Origin of the sequence: Sphingobium chungbukense (assembly GCF_001005725.1) — a bacterium.
In the GTDB taxonomy this organism is placed as follows: domain Bacteria; phylum Pseudomonadota; class Alphaproteobacteria; order Sphingomonadales; family Sphingomonadaceae; genus Sphingobium; species Sphingobium chungbukense.
Window position 1 is genome coordinate 8,785 of record NZ_LBIC01000020.1, and the last position, 21,510, is coordinate 30,294.

The window sequence follows — 21,510 nt, forward strand, 5'->3', positions numbered from 1 at the left end:
GTTGCGCTTTCGATGATCAGCGCGCCTGGCGGACCGATTGTCGCAGCCGCCCATGCTGCCGATCCAACGCCCACACCCACACCCACACCCACACCCACACCCACGCCACCGCCGATCGTGGTCCCTCCGGTCGGTGGCCAGATCCTCAATCCGAGCACCGGTGCCTTCGAGACGGTGACCGAGGTCCAGCCGCCGATGATGGTGACCACGGACCAAAACAACATGATCCTGCTGGCGACGCAGGTCGGCCAGACCTTCACTGTCACGACGGGCGATGGTTCAACCATTTATACGGTGACTGCGGTTACGCTAAATGGCGAGGGCAAGCCGACGTCGGTATCGCTCACCGATGCGGACAACAATGTCAGTGACACAGAGGTGGTCACATCTGTCGCTCCAGCGACTAACGCCACCTCCGCCGCCCAGGTGAGCTTTCCTGCAGCTGGCACGGGTGAACATCTCTACCGCAACGTGTCGCGCGGCGGCAACGGCGGCAACGGCCACGCTGGAGCCCTCTTCATCAAAGCGGGGAACGGCGGCGCCGGGGCGAATGGCGGCACCTTCAACGATACGCTCGGCGCCTCCTATGGCCAGATTATCTCCAACAGTTTCAACACCGCCGGTGTGATCGTCCAGAGCATCGGCGGGGATGGCGGTCGGGGTGGCAACGGGTATCTGTTCGCCAATGGAGGGCGCGGCGGGGATGCTGGCGTTGGCGGCGATGTCACCTTCTCCAATTCGAACAAGGTCACGACCACCGGGGGAAGCAGCTATGGCATTCTCGTCACCAGTTCGAGCGGCAGGGGCGGCGATGGCGGGAGTGGATTCCTGTCGAGTGGCGGTAGCGGCGGCGGCTCGCCCGGCATCGGGGGCGACGCGACGGTCACAAATAGCGGTGAGGTAGCGACCAGCGGCGCAGGATCGATCGGCGTTTATGCGCAGAGTCTTGGCGGCTCGGCCGGCAACGGCGGCGGAAGCTTCGGCATCGTGGCATCGGCCGGCGGCGGAAGTTACGGCGGCATCGGCGGCGATGCGCGGGTAAACCAGAACGGGACGGTGCAGACTGCCGGTGTCGGCGCTCATGGCGTTTACGCCCAGTCCGTCGGCGGTTCAGGCGGCGATGGCGGCGCAGGCGGGGGTCTCTTCGCAGACGGCAGCAACGGCGGCGCTGGCGGTGCTGGCGGCACTGCGACGATCACTGCGGGCTCAAGCTCCTCGACGAGCACCACGGGCGATTACGCCCATGGTCTGTTCGCTCAGTCGATCGGCGGCGGCGGCGGCAACGGCGGCGTGACCGCCGGCGCGATCGCGCTCGGCAGCGAGGGCAGCGAGGGCAGCGACGGCGGCAGTGTCAGCGTGACCGTCAGCGAAGGCGCTACGATCTCGACAGCAGGGCTCGGCTCATACGGAATCATGGCGCAGTCGATCGGCGGCGGCGGCGGTAGCGCCGGGGTGACGGCGGGTCTCGCCAGCCTTGGTGGCGGCGGCGAAGGCGGCGGTGACGGCGGAAACGTGACCGTCTCCACCGGAGCGACCATCACGACGACCGGCGAAGACGGAAAGGGTATCTTCGCTCAGTCCGTCGGCGGTGGCGGCGGCTCCGCATCGGGGTCCGGCGGCCTCGTTTCACTCGGCGGCTCGGGCGCGGGCGGCGGAGATGGCGGGACAGTCACCGTAACGCAGACCGCAGGCGGATCGGCCACCACGGATGGTGATTGGGCGGACGCGATCTTCGCACAATCGGTGGGCGGCGGCGGCGGTTCAGGGTCTGGCTCCGTTGGCCTTGTTGGTCTCGGCGGTTCGGGCGCCAGCGGCGGTCGCGGCGGCACCGTGACGGTCAACAATGCCGGTACGCTGCGAACGCGGGGCGCCAATGCGCGCGGGATCTTCGCTCAGTCCGTTGGCGGTGGGGGCGGCGCAGGCGGTAATTCAGCAGGTCTGGTCGGTATCGGCGGCGGCGGGGCTGGTACAAGTCCTGGCGGCAACGTGTCGGTTACCAACTCGGGTGCCATCTTCACGCGCGGCCTCGGCTCGACCGGTATTGTCGCGCAATCGGTTGGCGGCGGCGGCGGTGACGGCGGCTCGTCCGTCGGCCTCGTCTCGATCGGTGGCGAAGGCGGCGGCGGCGGTGACGGCGGGAACGTCGGCGTCTCCAATAGCGGGTCAATCTCGACGCAAGGCGACAAGGCGCTGGGCATCATAGCGCAGTCGATCGGCGGCGGCGGTGGTAACGGTGGATCGACCGGCGGAGTCCTCTCGATCGGGGGTGACGGGGGCGACGGGGGCGACGGCGGCCAGGTTGCGCTAGGCCAGACCGGCCTTGTTTCGACGTCCGGAGACGATGCGACCGGGATCTTTGCCCAGTCGATCGGTGGCGGTGGCGGTAATGGCGGGTCCGCCGTCTCGGCGGGCGCCTTCGTCAGTGCCGCGTTCGGCGGATCGGGCGGCGGCGGCGGTGACGGTGGTGCCGTCTGTGTCAACACCAACGCCAATTGCACCGTCGCGCAATCCGATGCTGGCGCAGCCTATATCGAAACCTTCGGCGACCGTTCAGCGGGCCTGTTCGCGCAATCGATCGGTGGCGGCGGCGGCAATGGCGGCTTCGCGATTTCGGCGGCGGCCGGCATCGGCGGGTCGGCGGCGATGGCCTTCGGCGGATCGGGCGGTAGTGGTGGAGACGGTGACAAGGTCCTCGTAGGATTCCAGGGATCCATCTCAACGCAAGGCGTCCTTTCCGACGGCATTTTTGCGAGCTCGGTCGGCGGGGGCGGCGGCAACGGCGGCTTCTCTGTGGCAGCCGGCGCCTCGCTCGGTGGCTCGATGGCAATGAGCTTTGGCGGCGCGGGCGGGGCCGGCGGCCGCGGTGGTTCAGTAACCGTCAACAGCGCGGCCGACATCACAACGAACGACGATCAGTCGCGCGGCATTCTCGCGCAATCGATCGGAGGCGGGGGCGGCAATGGCGGCTTCGCAGCAAGCGCGACGATCGGCGTCGGCGCGATCACCGGCACCTTCGGCGGCGCAGGCGGAGCGGGTTCGAATGGATCCACGGTCGATGTCACATCGGTCGGCAATATTTCGACCAAGGGCATTCAGGCCGACGCAATCTTCGCGGAAAGCGTAGGCGGCGGCGGGGGCAATGGCGGCTTCGCCGTCGGCCTGGCGGGCGGCGCTGCGGGCGCGGTCAGCCTGACGTTCGGCGGCGCGGCCGGCAACGGTGGCTCGGCCGGGGCGGTTTCGGTTTCGTCCACGGGAACCCTCAGCACCGACGGCCTCAGCTCGAATGGCATCTTCGCGCAGTCGGTCGGCGGTGGCGGCGGTAATGGCGGTTTCGCCGTGTCCGGCGCCATCGGCGGAACCGGCGCACTGTCGGCATCCTTCGGCGGAACTGGCGCCAATGGTGGTCACGGCGCAGGTGTAACGGTCGACAATGACGGCGACGTCATCACCAACGGTGATCTTTCTAACGGCATTCTTGCCCAATCCGTCGGTGGTGGCGGGGGCAATGGCGGATTTGCCGCCAGCGTTTCCGGCGGCGGCGTCGGAGCTGCAGGGCTGTCGATGGGCGGTCAGGGCGCCAACGGCGGCCAGGGCGGTATCGTTCGCGTCGAGTCCGTCGGAAACATTGCGACCAACGGCATCGCGGCCGCGGGTATTCTAGCTCAATCCGTTGGCGGCGGCGGCGGCAACGGCGGCATGGCGCTCTCGGCCAGTGGCGGAGGAACGGCGGGAGCGTCACTGACCTTCGGCGGCGGTGGCGGTAATGGCGGTTCGGCCAGCGCGGTCACGTTGAACAGCCAGGGCGACATCTGGACGGACGGAGACAGCTCGCAAGGTCTCTTCGCTCAATCGCTTGGCGGTGGTGGCGGTAATGGTGGCGGCGCCATATCCGTCGCGGGCGGCATGGCCGGTGGTGCGTCGCTGGCTTTCGGCGGCTCGGGCGGCAACGGCGGTGCGGGCGGGGCAGTCAACCTCAGCAGCATCGGCAATATCACCACGAACGGCGCCAACGCAGACGCGATCTTCGCGCAATCGCTAGGCGGGGGCGGTGGCAACGGCGGTTTCGCCATCTCGGTTGCCGGCGGGCAGTTCGGGGCGCTGACCGCATCCATGGGCGGCACAGGCGGCGCCGGCGGCACGGCATCCAACGTGACCCTCAGTTCCGAAGGCACATTGATCACCGAGGGTGATTTCGCTGCGGGCGCGCGGGCGCAATCGATCGGCGGCGGTGGCGGCAATGGGGGCTTTGCGATCAGCGCATCGGGCGCCCAGTTTGGTGCGGTGTCGCTGGCCTTCGGCGGCGAAGGCGGCAGCGGCGGGACGGCCGGCAATGTGATGCTGACCTCCATCGGCGACGTCATGACCGACGGCGCCAACGCGCAGGGTCTGTTCGCCCAGTCCGTTGGTGGCGGTGGCGGCAATGGTGGCTTCGCCGTCAGTGCCTCGGGCGCGCAATATGGCGCAGCATCGATCAGTTTCGGCGGCAGCGCCGGTAATGGCGCCATTGCGGGTAACGCAAGCCTCTCTAACACTGGCACCATCGTCACGCTCGGTGATTTCAGCGCGGGCGCGCAGGTCCAGTCGATCGGCGGCGGTGGCGGTAATGGCGGCTGGTCGGCAAGTGCGGCCGGCGGCCAGTACGGTGCCGTCGGCCTCTCCTTCGGCGGGGAAGGCGGCGGCGGTGGCGCTGCGGGAGATGTAAGCCTCATATCGACCGGCGACATTGGCACGGCAGGCGCGCAGTCGAATGGCCTGTTCGCGCAGTCCGTGGGCGGCGGCGGCGGTAATGGCGGGTTCGCAGCCAGTGCCGCAGGCGCGCAGTATGGAGCAGCGGCGCTCTCATTCGGCGGCGGCGCCGGCAGCGGTAGCGACGCCGGCACGGTTACGCTCGCGAACGATGGTATGATCGTCACCGAAGGCACGATGTCGAATGGCATCCTGGCACAGTCGGTCGGCGGCGGCGGCGGTAACGGTGGGTTTTCAGTTGCCGTCTCGGGCGCGCAATATGCGGCGCCTGCAATTGCGCTTGGCGGCGCGGGTGGCAACGGCGGCAAAGGCGATGACGTCTCCGTCGATTCCAACGGCGACATCAGCACGGGCGGTGATCTTGCCTATGGCATTCTCGCGCAGTCGCTGGGCGGCGGCGGCGGTAATGGTGGCTTTGCCCTGTCGGGTTCGATAGCCTTCAACGCCAATGGTCTCGGCGCATCGATCGCGGTGGGCGGCCAGGGCGGTATTGGCGCAACCGCAGGCGACGTGCGCCTGACGAGTGCCGGCGACATCTATACAGCGGGCGCGGGGTCGGTCGGCCTGTTCGCGCAATCCGTCGGCGGCGGCGGCGGCAATGGCGGCTTTGCGGGCGCATTGTCGCTTTCGCAGGGCAATGCTGTCGGCGTAGGCATCGGCGGTAATGGCGGGACCGGCAATCGCGCGGGCGACGTCGACCTCAGCTCTGTCGGCAATGTGTCGACCCTGGGCGACAATGCGGCGGGCATCCAGGCGCAATCGATCGGCGGTGGCGGCGGCAATGGCGGCTTCAGCCTCACCGCGACTGCGACCGTAAAGGGCCAATCGATCGGCCGTAACGAAGGGGGATCCGGCGGGTCGGGTGGTGTTGCGGGCACCGTCGATGTGACGAGCACCGGCACGGTCCAGACCAGCGGCAATCTCTCCAACGGTATCTTCGCCCAGTCGGTGGGCGGCGGCGGCGGCTCGGGCGGCTTCTCGGTTTCGGTCGGGCTTTCCGCCGAAGGCAGCGCGGACACCCAGGGCATCGGCGGCAATGGCGGCACGGGCAATGATGCCGACGCCGTTACAGTCACGGCCGAAGCCGGCGCCGATGCCTCGATCGAAGGATATTCCGTCGTCACGCGCGGGACGGGCTCGAACGCCATCTTTGCGCAGTCGGTTGGCGGCGGCGGCGGTTCGGGTGGTTTCGCGGTGGGCGGCGCCTTCTCGGCCGAAGATGATGCCACATCCAACCAGGTCGGCGGCGGCGGCGGAGCGGCAGGCAATGCCTCGACCGTGTCCGTCGTCAATGTCGGTCAGATCGCCACGCTCGGCGCGACATCGAACGGTATCTTCGCCCAGTCTGTCGGTGGAGGCGGCGGTTCGGGCGGATTTGCCGTCGGCGCGGGCGTCGCGGTCAAGAAGGACGCGGAATCGAGCGTCGGCGGTGGTGAAGGCGGCGCGGCGGGCGATGCGGATGATGTCAGCGTCGACACGACCGGCCTCGTCTATACCGAAGGCGCCAATTCGAACGGCGTTCTGGCGCAGTCGGTCGGCGGCGGCGGCGGCGTAGGCGGCTTCACCGTGGGTGCGAGCTTCAGCGCCGAAGCCGATTCGACCAGCGACAGTGTTGGCGGCGCCGGCGGGTCCGGCGGCAATGCCGGCAATGTCGATGTCATCGCACGCGAAGGGATTACGACCAAGGGCGCCGGATCGAACGGTGTCTTTGCTCAATCGGTGGGCGGGGGCGGTGGCTCCGGCGGATTTGCCGTCGGAGCCGTCATCGCCCTCGAGGGCGAGGCGAAGTCCAATGTCGGCGGCGGAGAAGGCTCGCTCGGCGGCACGGCTGGCGACGTTAGCGTCGCCTCCAGCGGCACGATCTGGACCGAGGGCGCATCGGCAAACGGTATCTTCGCGCAATCGGTGGGCGGCGGTGGCGGCAATGGCGGCTTCTCGGCCGGGCTAGGCTTATCGACCAAGGGCGAAACGACCTCGACAACCGTCGGCGGTGCTGGCGGTGGCGGCTCCATCTCCGGGGACGTGTTGGTCGACGCGGACAGCGATATCCGCACCATGGGCCAGGCGGCCACTGGGATCCTCGCGCAGTCTATCGGCGGCGGCGGCGGCACGGGTGGTTTCAGCGTGGGCGGGGCGATCTCACTCGAAGGTAAGGCCGAATCCTATGTCGGCGGCGGTGGGGGCGGCACCGGATCCGACGCAGGCGACGTGATCGTCCGCGGTTCGGGCGTCATCCAGACCGATGGTGACGACGCCAATGGCGTCTTCGCGCAATCGGTGGGCGGTGGCGGTGGCTCTGGCGGCTTCTCGGTCGGCCTGGGCTTGTCGATGAAGAACGAGGCTGCGAGTGACAGCGTCGGCGGAACCGGCGGTGGCGCTGGCAATTCCGGCGATGTGAACGTCGAGCGCAGCGGTGATATCCTCACCGGCGGCGCCAACGCTACCGGTATCCTCGCCCAGGCGATTGGCGGTGGCGGTGGCCGCGGCGGATTCGCGGTCGGGCTTGGGGCGTCGCTGGAAGGCAACGCGTCGTCCTCGGTTGGCGGCGGTGGCGGTGGCACGGCTGGCAATGCTGGCGCGGTCACCCTTTCCCAGACGGGCACGATCATTACGCAAGGCGACAATTCGGCTGGCGTGTTCGCCCAGTCCGTCGGCGGCGGCGGCGGGTCCGGCGGCTTCAGCGTCGGAGCGGGATTCAGCCTGGACGGCGGAAGTGCTTCGACCAGCGTCGGAGGATCTGGCGCGGGCGGTGGATCTGCCGGTGACGTATCGGTGAATGTCGATGGCGACATCGGCACCGATGGACGCCTTTCGCACGGCATCTTCGCACAATCCGTGGGCAGCGGCGGCGGCTCGGGCGGATTCAGTGTCGGCGGAAGCTTCAGCCTCGATGGCGACACCAGCTCCACCGTCGGCGGCGGCGAGGGCGGCACCGGCGGCGATGCGGGCAATGTCGAGGTGGCCGGCAACGGCATCATCGTCACCAAGGGCACCTCCGCGAACGGCATCTTCGCGCAATCGGTCGGCGGAGGCGGCGGGTCGGGCGGCTTTGCCGTCGGCCTCGACTTCAGCTCCAGCGGATCGGCGGCGAACGAGACGACCGGCGGCAGTGGCGGGTCGGGCGGCAGCGGCGGCGACGTCACGGTCGACCGCGAAGGCGCGATCGGCACCGAAGGTGATGGTGCGAATGGCATCCTCGCCCAATCGATCGGCGGTGGCGGCGGCCAGGGCGGATTTGTCGTGGGTCTCGGCTTCTCGCTCGACAAGGACGCCAGCTCCAAGGTTGGCGGTGGCGGCGGTGGCCTCGGCAACACGGCCGGCGACGTTTCCGTCACGCAGGTCGGCAGCATTTCGACCGCAGGCGTCAGCGCGAATGGTATCTTTGCGCAGTCCGTGGGCGGCGGCGGGGGCTCGGGCGGTTTCGCAGTAGGCGCGGCTTTCTCGTCCGAGGGTGATTCCTCGAGCAGCAGCGTCGGCGGTGACGGCAGCGTGGGCGGTACGTCCGGGAATGTGACGGTCACGCAGACGGGAGACATCGGCACGGTCGGTGCGCTTTCCAATGCCATTCTCGCCCAGTCGATCGGTGGCGGGGGCGGCTCGGGCGGTTTCTCGGTCGGGGCCGGTGCATCGATCAGCGGCAAGGCGGAATCGGACGTCGGCGGCGGCGGGGGCGGCACAGGCGGGGACGCCGGATCGGTTTCCGTCACCAGTGAGGGTATCTTCACCACCGAAGGCTTCAACGCGTCCGGCATCTTTGCCCAATCCGTCGGCGGCGGCGGCGGCATTGGCGGGTTCAGCGTCGGAGCGGGCCTCGCTTCCGACGGCGGCGCGGCCAGCTCGAACGTTGGCGGCGGCGGCGGCGCAGGTGGCAACGCGTCAGCCGTCACCATCAGCCATAGCGGCGGCATCGCGACCGAAGGCGTACAGGCAAACGGCATTTTCGCTCAGTCGGTTGGCGGTGGCGGTGGCGTCGGTGGTTTTGCGGTTGGCGCTGGCGCATCCCTCAAGGATGACGCAAATTCCAGTGTCGGTGGCGGCGCAGGTGGCGCCGCCGGTTCCGCCTCGGACGTCAGCGTGGCCCAGACGGGGCTCGTCATCACCAAGGGCGATGCGGCGAATGGCGTGCTGGCGCAATCCATCGGCGGCGGCGGCGGCGTGGGCGGTTTTTCCGTCTCGGCGGCACTCTCGTCAGAAGGTGGCGCGGCTTCGGAGGCCACGGGCGGCGCGGGCGGCTCGTCGGGCAATGCTGGCAAGGTCGATGTAACGGTCGATGGCGACATCCAGACCGACGGCGCGCATGCGCGCGGCGTGTTTGCGCAATCGGTCGGTGGCGGTGGCGGAGCCGGTGGCTTTGCCGTCGGTGCCGGCGCATCGATTGCAGGCGATGCCGGCTCGGCGACCGGCGGCGGCCTTGGCGGGGCCTCGGGGAATGCGGACGCGGTGACCGTCGATGTCACCGGCAACATAATTACCAACGGCCTCGGCTCGAGTGCGATCATCGCCCAGTCGGTGGGCGGCGGCGGCGGAGCCGGCGGGTTTGCCGTGGGTGCAGGTCTGTCGTCGGATGGAGGCTCCTCGGCTGAGACAACCGGTGGCGGTGGCGGTTCCGCCGGACATGCCGGTGCGGTCAAGGTCACGCATACTGGCGGCATCGAAACCTTCGGCGATCAGTCGGGCGCGGTCCTAGCGCAGTCGATCGGCGGCGGTGGCGGCTCGGGCGGCTTTGGCGTCGGCGGCGCCCTGAGCGTCAGTGGCGCGGCATCCTCCGAGGTCGGCGGTGGCGAGGGCGGTGCGGCGGGTGATGCCGATACGGTCGATGTCGCCAACTTCGGCGACATCTATACGCACGGCACCAATTCGGCCGCTATTACAGCGCAGTCGATTGGCGGCGGCGGCGGTCAGGGCGGCTTCTCTGTCTCTGCAGGCGCCGCGCTCGCCGGCGCGGACGCAGTATCCAGCTCGACGGGCGGCGCGGGCGGATCGGCAGGGACCGGCTCGGACGTCACGGTAACATCGGTCGGCAACATCAACCTGTTCGGTGATCACAGCCGCGGCATTGTCGCCCAGTCGATCGGCGGGGGCGGTGGCGCGGGTGGTTTCTCGGTCACTGGTGCCATCGCGACCCAGGGCTCGGGTGCATCAGACAGCGTCGGCGGCGCCGGCGGGGCTGGTAACTCCGCAGGATCCGTCACGGTCAATTCGAACGGTCAGATCCTGACGCGCGGTGACGGATCCAACGCCGTCCTGGCGCAGTCCATTGGTGGCGGCGGCGGCGCCGGCGGCTTCTCCGGCAGCCTCGCCGCGGCGGCGGGCGGCGGCTCGGCTAACAGTTCCGTTGGCGGCAACGGTGGCATTGGATCGGACGCAGGCGACGTGTCGCTCACGCTGAGTGGCGCCGTCGGGACGCTCGGGAATAATTCCGCAGCGATCGTCGCCCAGTCGATCGGCGGCGGTGGTGGCGTCGGGGGCTTCTCCATCGGCGCGTCCTTTGCCTCCGATGGCGAGGGCGCCTCCGATGTCACAGGCGGTTCGGGCGGCGATGGCGGTGTGGGCGCAGACGTCCTCGTCAACAACAGCGCGCTGGTCCAGACCCATGGCAGCCTCTCGGCCGGTATCCTGGCCCAATCGATCGGCGGCGGCGGCGGCGCTGGCGGCTTCGCCGCGTCCGCGACGCTCGCATTGGGCGAAGGTGCGGCTTCCACCGCTACCGGCGGCCAGGGCGGCGGCGGCCAGAATGCCGGAAAGGTCACCGTCCAGAACTCGGGCGACATCTATACCTTTGCGTCCGCTTCCAATGGCATCGTCGCGCAATCGATCGGCGGCGGCGGCGGCCAGGGCGGCTTTGCCGGCTCCTTCACCATCTCCTCGACCTCCGAAGCCGTGAACAACAGCCTGGGTGGGGCGGGCGGAGCCGGTGGCGACGCGGACGCGGTGAAGGTCGTCAACACCGGTGACATTCTGGTGAATGGCGATCGCTCCGTTGCGATCATGGCGCAGTCGATCGGCGGCGGCGGCGGCTCGGGCGGCTTCTCGCTTGGCCTTGGCGCATCGCAGGCGACCGCCGCGAACGACGCCGTGGGCGGTTCGGGCGGCGCGGGCGGCAATGCCGGTGCTGTCGAAGTCGGCAACGGCTCAGACGGTTCAATCATCACAACCGGTCGGTTCGGCTATGCGGTCTTTGCGCAGTCGATCGGCGGCGGTGGCGGCGCCGGTGGTTTCGCGACCGGCGGAGCGCTGTCGGTCAGTGAAGGCGCGGCCTCCAGGATCGGCGGCGGTGAGGGCGGAGCGGCAGGCGATGGCAGCGACGTCGCGGTCAATAATTACAGCCTCATCCAGACGAGCGGTGTCGGCGCAACGGCGGTCTTCGCGCAATCCATCGGCGGTGGTGGCGGGGCCGGCGGCTTTGCAGCCGGCGCTGGCCTTGCGGGGGGCTCGGATAGCGCGCTGTCGAACACGATCGGCGGCGGCGCGGGGACCGGCGGTTCCGCTGGCAATGTCAGGTTGTTCAACGATGGCTCGATCCTCACCGAAGGCGCGAGCGCGACAGCGGTGCTGCTGCAGTCGATCGGCGGCGGCGGCGGCAAGGGCGCCTTTGCCGTGGGCGGCGCGCTCTCCATGGGCGGTGCCGCGAGCGACAATGTCGGCGGGGAGGGCGGCGCGGCGGGATCGGCGGGTGACGTCACACTGACGAACACCGCTGGTGCGACGATCGTGACCAAAGGTGCGATGTCGATCGCGATCCAGGCGCAGTCCATTGGCGGCGGCGGCGGCGCGGGCGGCTTCTCGGCCGGTGCCGGCCTCGCGCTCGATGGTGACGCGGAATCAAGCGTCGGGGCAGGATCGGGCGGCGCGGGCGGATCTGCCGGTGCCGTCACCATCACCAATGCAGGCAATGTCGGCACGATGGGTGACAATGCGCTGGCAGTGTTGGCGCAATCCATCGGCGGCGGTGGCGGCTCGGGTGGCTTTGCGGTCTCGGGCGGGCTGAGCGCGCAGGGCGGAGCGGTCAATAATTCCGTGGGCGGTCAAGGCGCAGGTGGCGGCAGTGGCGGCCTCGTGTCGATCTCCAACAGCGGTACGATCCAGACGCTGGGCACCAACGCAACGGCAGTGCTGGCGCAGTCGGTCGGCGGCGGTGGCGGCGTCGGGGGCTTCTCTGCTGGAGCGGCCGCGGCGAATGCGGATGCTGCATCGAACCTGGTCGGCGGCGACGGTGGTGTGGCAGGCGACGGTGGCGACGTAACCATCGTCAATGCCGAAACCGGCATTATCGAAACACTCGGAGCCTTCTCCAACGGCGTCTACGCGCAATCCATCGGCGGCGGTGGTGGATCCGGCGGCTTTGCCGCAGGCGGCGCGCTCGGAATAGAGGGCGATGTCACCTCGAAGGTGGGTGCGGGTTCGGGCGGGGCCGGCGGCGACGGCGGCGCGATCGGCATCGTCAATGGCGGCAGCGTGCTGACCGCCGGTGACAATGCCATCGCCATCTTCGCGCAATCGGTGGGCGGCGGCGGCGGCCAGGGCGGTTTTGCGGCTGGCGGCGGTCTCAGCGCGCAAGGCGGCGGCGCATCCGACAATGTCGGCGGTGCTGGTTCCGGGGCGGGCGATGGCGGCAGGGTCACGATCGAATCCACCGGTTCGGTGGGCACGCTCGGCCAGAACGCGACGGCTGTGTTTGCTCAATCGGTTGGTGGCGGCGGCGGGGCGGGCGGCTTCTCGGTCGGCGCGGCGGCGTCGCAAGCCGACAGTGCTTCGAGCAATATCGGCGGCAATGGCGGCGGTGGCGGCGCAGGCGGCGACGTCACGCTCGCCAACGGCTCGGGCACCATCACGACCCAAGGCGCGCTTTCCTACGGCGTCTATGCGCAGTCCATCGGCGGTGGTGGCGGTGCCGGTGGGTTCGCTGCAGGTGGTTCGATCGGCCTCGAAGGCAAGGCGGAATCGACCGTCGGCGGGGGAGCCGGCGGAGCGGGCGGGCAGGGTGGCCTCGTCACGCTCACCAATGACGGCCTAATTGCGACGAAGGGCGCAGGCTCGGTCGCGATGTTCGCTCAGTCGGTAGGCGGCGGGGGCGGAGCGGGCGGCTTCGCCGTGGGCGCGGGCCTTTCCGCGCAAGGCGGTGCGGCATCCGATGCCGTAGGCGGCAGTGGCGGCGCGGGAGGCGACGGCGGTCTCGTCAGCATCACCACAAATGGTCATGTCCAGACCGAAGGGGCCAATGCGGCAGCGATCTTCGCGCAATCCGTGGGCGGCGGCGGCGGCAAGGGCGGATTCTCCGTCGGGGCCAGCGCTTCGCAGGCCGACAGCGCTTCGAGCATAGTCGGCGGCAGCGGGGGCGATGGTGGCCTTGGCGGCGACGTCAACGTTGAAAATGGCGCGGACGGCTCGGTCGCGACACTGGGCGCGCTTTCCTATGCGGTCTTTGCACAGTCGGTCGGCGGTGGCGGCGGTGCCGGTGGATTCACCGCCGGCGGCGCTCTCAGCCTGGAAGGCAATGCGAGCTCGACCATCGGCGCAGGAGAGGGCGCGGGCGGTGGTGCCGGCGGGATCGTCAGTGTGAGCAATGCCGGCTCGATCGGCACGGCTGGCGACGGTTCGCTGGCCGTGTTCGCACAGTCCATCGGTGGCGGTGGTGGCGCAGGTGGTTTTGCCGCCGGTGGCGGCCTGTCGGCTCAGGGAGGGGCGGCCTCCAGTAATGTCGGCGGTGCGGGCGGCGACGGCGGCGCAGGCGGTACGGTTGCAATCACCAACGCAGGCGCCATCCAGACCGAAGGCGCGAATGCTACGGCCATCTTCGCACAGTCCGTCGGCGGCGGCGGCGGTCAGGGCGGATTCTCGGTCGGCGCCGCGGGCGCGCAGGCTGAAAGCGCATCCAATGTGGTCGGCGGCACAGGTGGCGCCGGCGGCGACGGCGGCGATGTCACGATCGCCTCCTCGCAAGGCGGCCAGATTGTCACGCTGGGCGATTTCTCCTACGCTGTCTTTGCGCAATCGGTTGGCGCGGGTGGCGGGTCCGGCGGGTTCGCCGCCGGGGGTGCGGTCGGTCTGGAAAGCGATGCCAACTCGACCATCGGTGCCGGATCCGGCGCGGGCGGCGGTCTCGGTGGCATCGTGTCGCTCAACAATGCGGGCACGATCGGCACGGCGGGCAACGGCTCGGTGGCCGTGTTCGCGCAATCCGTCGGTGGCGGTGGTGGCGCCGGCGGCTTCGCAGCCGGTGGCGGCCTGTCGGCGCAGGGCGGCGCGGCCTCCGAGGTCATCGGCGGTGCTGGCGGCGGCGGCGGTGCCGGCGGCACGGTCGATCTCATCAATAGCGGTCTCGTGCAGACTGAGGGCGCCAACGCGGCGGCTATCTATGCACAGTCCGTTGGTGGTGGCGGTGGCAAGGGCGGCTTCTCCGTTGGCGCCGCCGGAGCGCAGGCGGACTCCGCCTCCAATGTCGTTGGTGGCACCGGTGGCGCCGGTGGTGCTGGCGGTGATGTGACGCTCGCCAACAATGGCGTGGATGCGACGATCACTACGCTTGGCGATTTCTCCTATGCCGTGTTCGCCCAGTCGGTGGGCGCAGGCGGTGGCTCCGGCGGTTTCGCAGCCGGCGGAGCGATCAGTCTCGAGGGCGACACCCATTCGACGATCGGCGCGGGCGAAGGTGCCGCGGGCGGCGGCGGCGGCGTCGTGTCGCTGGTCAACGCGGGCCGGATTGGAACGGCCGGCAATGGTTCAGTCGCCATCTTCGCGCAGTCGATTGGCGGTGGCGGTGGTGCCGGCGGCTTTGCCGCAGGCGGCGGCCTGTCCGCGCAGGGCGGCGCGATGTCGAGCAACATCGGCGGAGCCGGCGGCGCTGGTGGCACCGGCGGCACGGTCGATATCCTCAGCTCCGGCATAGTCCAGACCGAAGGCGCCAATGCGACCGCGATCTTCGCGCAATCGATCGGCGGGGGTGGCGGCCAGGGCGGCTTCTCCGTTGGCGGCGCAGGCGCGCAAGGCAAGAGCGCGTCCAACGTCATTGGAGGCAGCGGCGGTGATGGTGGCGATGGCGGGGATGTAACCATCGGCAATGAGGCCGGCGGCATCGTCACGACCCTGGGCGACTTCTCTTACGGTGTGTTCGCGCAATCCGTGGGCGCTGGTGGCGGCTCCGGCGGTTTTTCGGCCGGCGGGGCCATCGGTCTCGAGGGCGACGCGGACTCCAGCATTGGCGCTGGCTCTGGCGCGGGCGGCGGTATTGGTGGCCAGGTTGCGGTGACCAATGCCGGCACAATCGGCACGGCTGGCGCCGGCTCGGTCGCGGTGTTCGCGCAGTCGATCGGCGGCGGCGGTGGCGCGGGTGGTTTTGCGGCCGGCGGCGGGTTGACGCTGCAGGGCGGCGCTGCGTCCAACACCATCGGCAGCGGCGGCGGCGCGGGTGGCACTGGCGGGGATGTGACCATCGCATCTTCGGGTGAAATCCTGACCGCGGGCGCCAATGCGACCGCCATTTTCGCCCAGTCGGTTGGCGGCGGTGGCGGCAAGGGCGGATTTGCGGTTGGCGCAGCAGGCGGCGATGCGGCGTCTGCCTCGACAGTCGTGGGCGGCGCAGGTGGTGACGGCGGTGACGGCGGCGTGGTGGCGATCAGCAATGATGTCACCGGCAAGGTCGTTACGCGCGGCGCACTTTCCTATGCGGTGTTCGCCCAGTCGGTTGGCGGCGGCGGTGGCCAGGGCGGCTTTGCGGCCGGTGGTGCTCTTTCCGTCAGCGATGATGCAACCTCCAGCGTTGGTGGTGGCTCTGGTGCGGGCGGCGGCATCGGCGGCGATGTTACGCTCACCAATCTCGGCGAGATCGGCACCACGGGCGACGGATCGCTTGGCGTGTTCGCGCAATCGGTGGGCGGTGGCGGTGGCGCAGGCGGCTTCGCGGTCGGCGGTGGGCTGTCGGCGCAAGGTGCCTCCGCATCGAATGCCATTGGCGGGCAAGGCGGTGTCGGCGGGGCCGGCGGTCTCATCGACCTCGAAAATGGCGGCGAGATCACCACGCTCGGCGCCAACGCGACGGGCCTGTTCGCGCAGTCGATCGGGGGCGGCGGCGGTGTCGCCGGCTTCGCGGCAGGTGGCTCTGCATCGCAGGCAGGCGCGGTTTCGCAGAATGTCGGCGGCGACGGCGGCTCGGCAGGCGCGGGTGGCGACATTGTCATCGGCAACCTGGCCGACGCCAGGATCGAGACTCACGGCGCGATTTCCTACGGCGTCTTCGCGCAATCGGTTGGCGGTGGTGGCGGCACTGGCGGCTTTGCCGCGGGCGGCGCGCTCGCTGTCAGCGACAATGTCGAGAACGTCATCGGCGGCGGTTCCGGTGGTGCGGCCGGCGCAGGTGGAACGATCAGCTTCGGCAATGCCGGGCAGGTGGTCACGCTGGGCGACGCGTCGATTGGTGTTTTCGCGCAATCGGTCGGCGGGGGCGGCGGCGCAGGCGCGTTCGCGGCGGGCGGTGGCCTCTCAGCCCAGGGCGCTGCGGCGAACACGGCTGTCGGTGGCGCGGGCGGTGACGGCGGCGCAGGCGGCCGCATCGATCTCGTCAACAGTGGGTTGGTGGCGACGGCGGGCGATTCCGCGGTGGCTATCCTCGCGCAGTCGGTTGGCGGCGGCGGCGGCGTCGGCGGCTTTGCCGTCGGCGGCACCGCATCACGTCTCAATGCGGCCTCGGACACCGTCGGCGGCTCCGGCGGCGCGGGTGGCGAAGGTGGCGACATCACGCTCACCAACGCATCGACCGGTGAAATCCTGACCGAAGGCGCGTTCGCCTATGGCGTGCAGGCCCAGTCCATTGGAGGTGGCGGCGGCAATGGCGGCTTTGCGGCGAGTGGCACGCTTGCGCTCGATGGCGATGCTGCCTCCTCCATCGGAGCGGGTAGCGGCGCCGGCGGTGGCCGGGGCGGCGCGATAACCCTGTCCAATGATGGCCTGATCCAGACCGGCGGCGCGGGGGCCATCGCTCTCTTCGCCCAGTCGGTCGGCGGCGGCGGCGGGGCCGGTGGCTTTGCCGGTGGCCTGACGGGATCGGGCGACAGCGCCTTCAGTTCAACTATTGGCGGTGCCGGCGGCGATGCGAGTGTCGGTGGTGACATCGTCGTCAGCAACACGGGCCAGATCCATGCGGCGGGCGACAATTCCGCGGGCATCTTCGCGCAATCCGTGGGCGGTGGCGGCGGCGCCGGTGGCTTCTCACTCGCCGCAAGCGGCGGGATGTCCAGCCTGTCCAACAGTCTTGGCGGTAGCGGCGGCGCGGGCGGCGACGGTGGCGCGATCAGGGTTACCAACGCGGCGGATGCGACGATCGTGGCCGACGGCCTCCTTTCCTACGGCGTGTTCGCACAGTCCGTGGGCGGCGGCGGCGGCAAAGGCGGCTTTGCCGTCGATGGCAGCCTGGCGGCTGCAGGTTCGGTCAGTTCGAACCTGGGCGCGGGATCCGGCGCCGGCGGTGGCAACGGCGGCCGGATCGATATCGACAATGGCGGCAATGTGCTGGCGAAGGGCGCGGGTTCGGTTGCGGTGTTCGCGCAATCGATCGGCGGCGGTGGCGGCGCAGGTGGCTTCGCAGGCGGCCTGTCGGTCGGTCAGGGCGGGGCGATCGCACAGAGCGTGGGTGGCGCGGGTGCCGGCGGCGGCATCGGCGGCGATATCACGCTGGCCAATAGCGGCATCATCCAGACCCTCGATGCCAATTCGATGGGCGTCTTTGCCCAATCGGTCGGCGGCGGCGGTGGTCTTGGCGGCTTCTCGATCGCGGGTTCGGCGACCTCGGGCAGCGGCACCTCGACCAGCCTCGGCGGGTCCGGAGGCGCGGGCGGCGACGGCGGCACGATCGCGATCTCCAACAGCGGTGTCGTCAATACCAAGGGCGACCTTTCCTACGGCGTCTTCGCGCAGTCGATTGGCGGCGGTGGCGGTGTCGCGGGCATGGCTGTCTCCGGCACGCTCAGCAGCGGCCTTGACGGCCTGACATCGGCCATTGGCGGCACTGGCGGAGCTGGCGGTGACGGCGGTGCCATCACGGTCACCAACAGCGGCGACATTATCGTCGAAGGCGCGGCGTCGGTGGGCATCCTTGCCCAATCGATCGGCGGTGGCGGCGGGGCCGGGGGCTTCTCCGGCGCGCTCAGCGTGTCGGGTGGAACGCTCGGCAATCAGGTCGGCGGCCAGGGCGGTGGCGGCGGTGATGGCGGCGACGTCACGGTCACGTCGACCGGCAGCATCGTCACGCTGCAGGATGACTCCGTCGCGGTGCTCGCCCAGTCGATTGCCGGGGGCGGGGGCCAGTCAGCGTTCGCCATTTCGGCTCAGGTCGGTGCGTTCGATTTCGTCAATCTTGGCCTGGGCGCCCACGGCGATGGCATCAGCGGCAAGCAAGGCAAGGTCGTCGTCAATCTCTCGGGCGGCACGATTCAGAGCGCAGGCGCGCTTTCCTATGGCGTGCTTGCGCAGGCGATCGGTGCGGGCGGCGGCAATGCCGCCATCTCGGTCCCCGATCCCCTCGAGGTTGGTGCAGGCGGCCTTGCGCTCCAGCTCGGCAGCACGGGCGGTGTCGCCGGCGACGGTAATGTCGTCGATGTCACCAATGCCAACGAGATACTGACGCTGGGCGCGGGAGCCGTGGGCTTCTCCGCACAGTCGATCGGCGGCGGCGGCGGCATGGAGGGCGTCACAGGTGACGTCCATCTCGGCGGCGGCGACGGCATCTGGTCGACCACGGTCGGCGGTAGCTCGACGTCTTCCGGATCGGGCCAAGCCATCACCATCGCCAATACAGCGGCGATCGTCACGCAGGGCGACAACGCCATCGGTCTCCTCGCCCAGTCGGTTGGCGGCGGCGGCGGCAACGGCAGCATGTCACTCGGCCTTACGGAGGGCTCGCTTTACGGCCTCAACCTCAATGTGGGCGGATCGCAGACGACCGCTAGCAATGGCGGTGACATTGAGTTCACGACGTCGACTGGCGGCATTGAAACCGCAGGCAACCTTGCATCTGGCCTTGTCGTGCAGTCGATCGGCGGGGGTGGCGGCGTCGCTGGCTTCACGTCGATTGACGGCGCGGACATCGGTGAGGGCGGTATCACGCTCTCTGCCGGCGCGACCGGCGGTGCGGGTGGCGATGGCGGCAATATCTCGCTCACCCAGAAGGCGAACATCGTCACGAGCGGCGCCGGCGCGAACGCGGTGTTGATCCAGTCGATCGGCGGTGGCGGCGGCTATGCCGGCATCGACAATAGTGGCCAAGCGGCGACCGTGAACGGACTCCGACTTGGCGGCGGTGCGAACGGCTCCGGCGGTGCAATCGACTTCACCCTTGATGCCGGTGTCCAGACGAGCGGTGCCGGCGCGGTCGGCGTCGCGGTCCAGTCGATCGGCGGCGGCGGCGGCATGCTCACCAGCATCGGCTCATCCGTCGATACACCGCTGGAGGTTGGGACCACGGGCGGCGCGACCGGCGACGGCGGCGCGGTCAAGGTTGCGACCAACGGTGTCATCCAGACCAGTGGCGCAGGATCGACCGCTCTCATCGTACAATCGATCGGCGGCGGCGGCGGTTCCGCGGTTGCCGTTGATGCGACCGGCGCGGTTCAGCAACCGGATGTCGTGCAGGCAAGTTCGGCTCCCGCCGCGCGCACCTTCTCGACCTTCAGCACGTTCGCGTCCCTGGCCTCGCCTGCTGGCGTCGGCGATGGCGGCGCTGTCGATGTGACGATCGGCGCGGCGATCCATGCCACAGGTGACCAGGCAAATGGTGTGGTTGTCCAATCCATTGGTGGTGGCGGTGCCTCTGGCGGGTCGCTTGCTGGTGCAGGCGCCGGCGGCGGACTTCACCTGACGGTCAATGCCGACGTCACCGCCAGCGGTGCGGGCGCCACGGCACTTGTCGCCGAAAGCAGTGGCGGGAACGGCGCTGCGCCGATCATCGTCGATATCGGTGCAGTCGAGGTTGTTGGTGGGATCGGCGGCCATGCCCTGTCGCTCTTGGGCGGCACGGACAATAGCGTCACGAATGCTGGCACGCTTGCGACCCAGGATGGTCAGGACGGCATGGTGATCTATGCCCAAGGCGGCAACAACAGCATCACCAACAGCGGACTGATCGTCGGTTCGATCGACCTGGGCGCGGGCAACAACAGCTTCACCAACACCGAGGGCGGCATCTTCCTTGCCGGTCCGATCGTGAACATGGGCACTGGCACCTTCACCAACTCGGGTATCATCAATCCGGGCGGCGCGGGCGTCGTCGCTAATCTCAACGTCAGCGGCGGTCTGTCGATGACGTCGACGAGCGTCTACAATGTCGATCTCGACTTCAAGACCGGCACGGCCGACAAGGTCATCGTCTCGGGCGGTGCGTCGCTCGCCGGCTCCCTCACCACCAATCTGCTCAACCTGGGTTACGCCCAGACCGGGCACCATGGTCTTGTGGTCATGGACGCAGCCGCCGGCATAACCGGCCAGGACAGCATCAGCCTGATCGCGCCCAACTCGGCGGTCGCGACCTTCAGCCTCGGCTATCCGTCCGCTCAAGAGCAGTCGCTCGATTATGTCATCGAATTCTCGCCTGAGGGGCTCAACGCGCGCCAGGCCAGGATCGGCAGGGTACTCAATCGCATCCAGATGACGCCGACCGCTGCGTTCGCTCCGACCGCTGCCGCGATCATTGCCATTCCCACTGTGTCGGCCCTGGGGACGATCTACCAGAGTCTGACGGGCGAAGGCACGACCGCAGCGCAGTCGGCGACGCTCTCGGCGGTTTCGAACAGCCATGACATCGTCGAGAGCCAGATCGGCACGCGGGTGGGATCCTACGCGGCAGCCTACCGCCCCGAGCCGACCGGCAAACTATGGCTGGCGATGAAGGCCGGTCGTCAACGGCTGGACGGCACAGATGGCGCATTCGACATGCGTTCGAACGGCTTCGACATCCAGGGCGGCTGGGACTACCGGCCCAATGCACGCACTGTGGTTGGCGCTACGTTCGGCTACGATCGCGAGCGGTTCGCGGTAGCCGGCGTGGACACGTCAGGCAAGGCGCAGGTCTATACCGGCGGCGTCTATGGCGGCATCAACCCGGGCGTGTGGACGATCAGCGCAAGCCTGCTCTACAGCGCTGCGGACACGTCGCACACCCGCTTCATGACAGTGCCGGGGGCCGGCAGCGTCAATGCCTATGGCGACTACAGCATGCATGCATGGTCGAGCCGCGCGCAGGTCGGCTATCGCATCGGGCTTGGCGATGTGCAGTTCCAGCCCTTTGGCGCGCTCGAAGCGACGCGGCTCAGCCTACCCGCCTATCATGAGACATCGGCCACCTCGGACGGCGAGCCCGGTGCGCTCAGCCTTGCCTTCGATGCCAAGCGGATGACCCGGACACGTAGCTTCCTTGGCACGGATGTCGCGGGACGGATCAGCCTGTCGGGCAGCAGCGAACTCATCACAACGCTGCGCGGGACCTGGATCCACGATTTCGACACGTCCCGGTCGGTCATCGCATCCTTTGCGAATGCACCGGTCGAGAAGTTCGAAACCTTCGGCGCCCCGGCGGTGAAGGACAGCGGCCGTTTCGACCTGCGCACCACCCTGCGCAACAGGAACTTCGACTTCCAGGTCGGTGGCAGCGCAACCGTTGGCGCGGGCTATAGTGACGTCAGCGTCCAGGCCGGCATCAGGATCAGAATGTGACCCGGTGACGCTTCCCTACCATTTGCACACCCCTTCCAATCGGCATTTCGCTCGCGTGATAACAGGAGA

1 protein-coding gene is annotated in these 21,510 nt (G+C 69.1%); it reads left to right on the forward strand.

The annotated features are described in order from the left end of the window. Window positions 1-12 precede the first annotated feature (12 nt). Window positions 13-21,441, forward strand: a complete 21,429-nt coding sequence (locus YP76_RS24810) for an autotransporter outer membrane beta-barrel domain-containing protein (protein WP_157035876.1) — start codon at window positions 13-15, stop codon at window positions 21,439-21,441. Window positions 21,442-21,510: the final 69 nt, after the last annotated feature.

Coding starts and splice junctions, on each gene's coding strand:
- YP76_RS24810 (WP_157035876.1), top strand. CDS start 13: ATGATCAGCGCGCCTGGCGGACCGATTGTCGCAGCCGCCCATGCTGCC.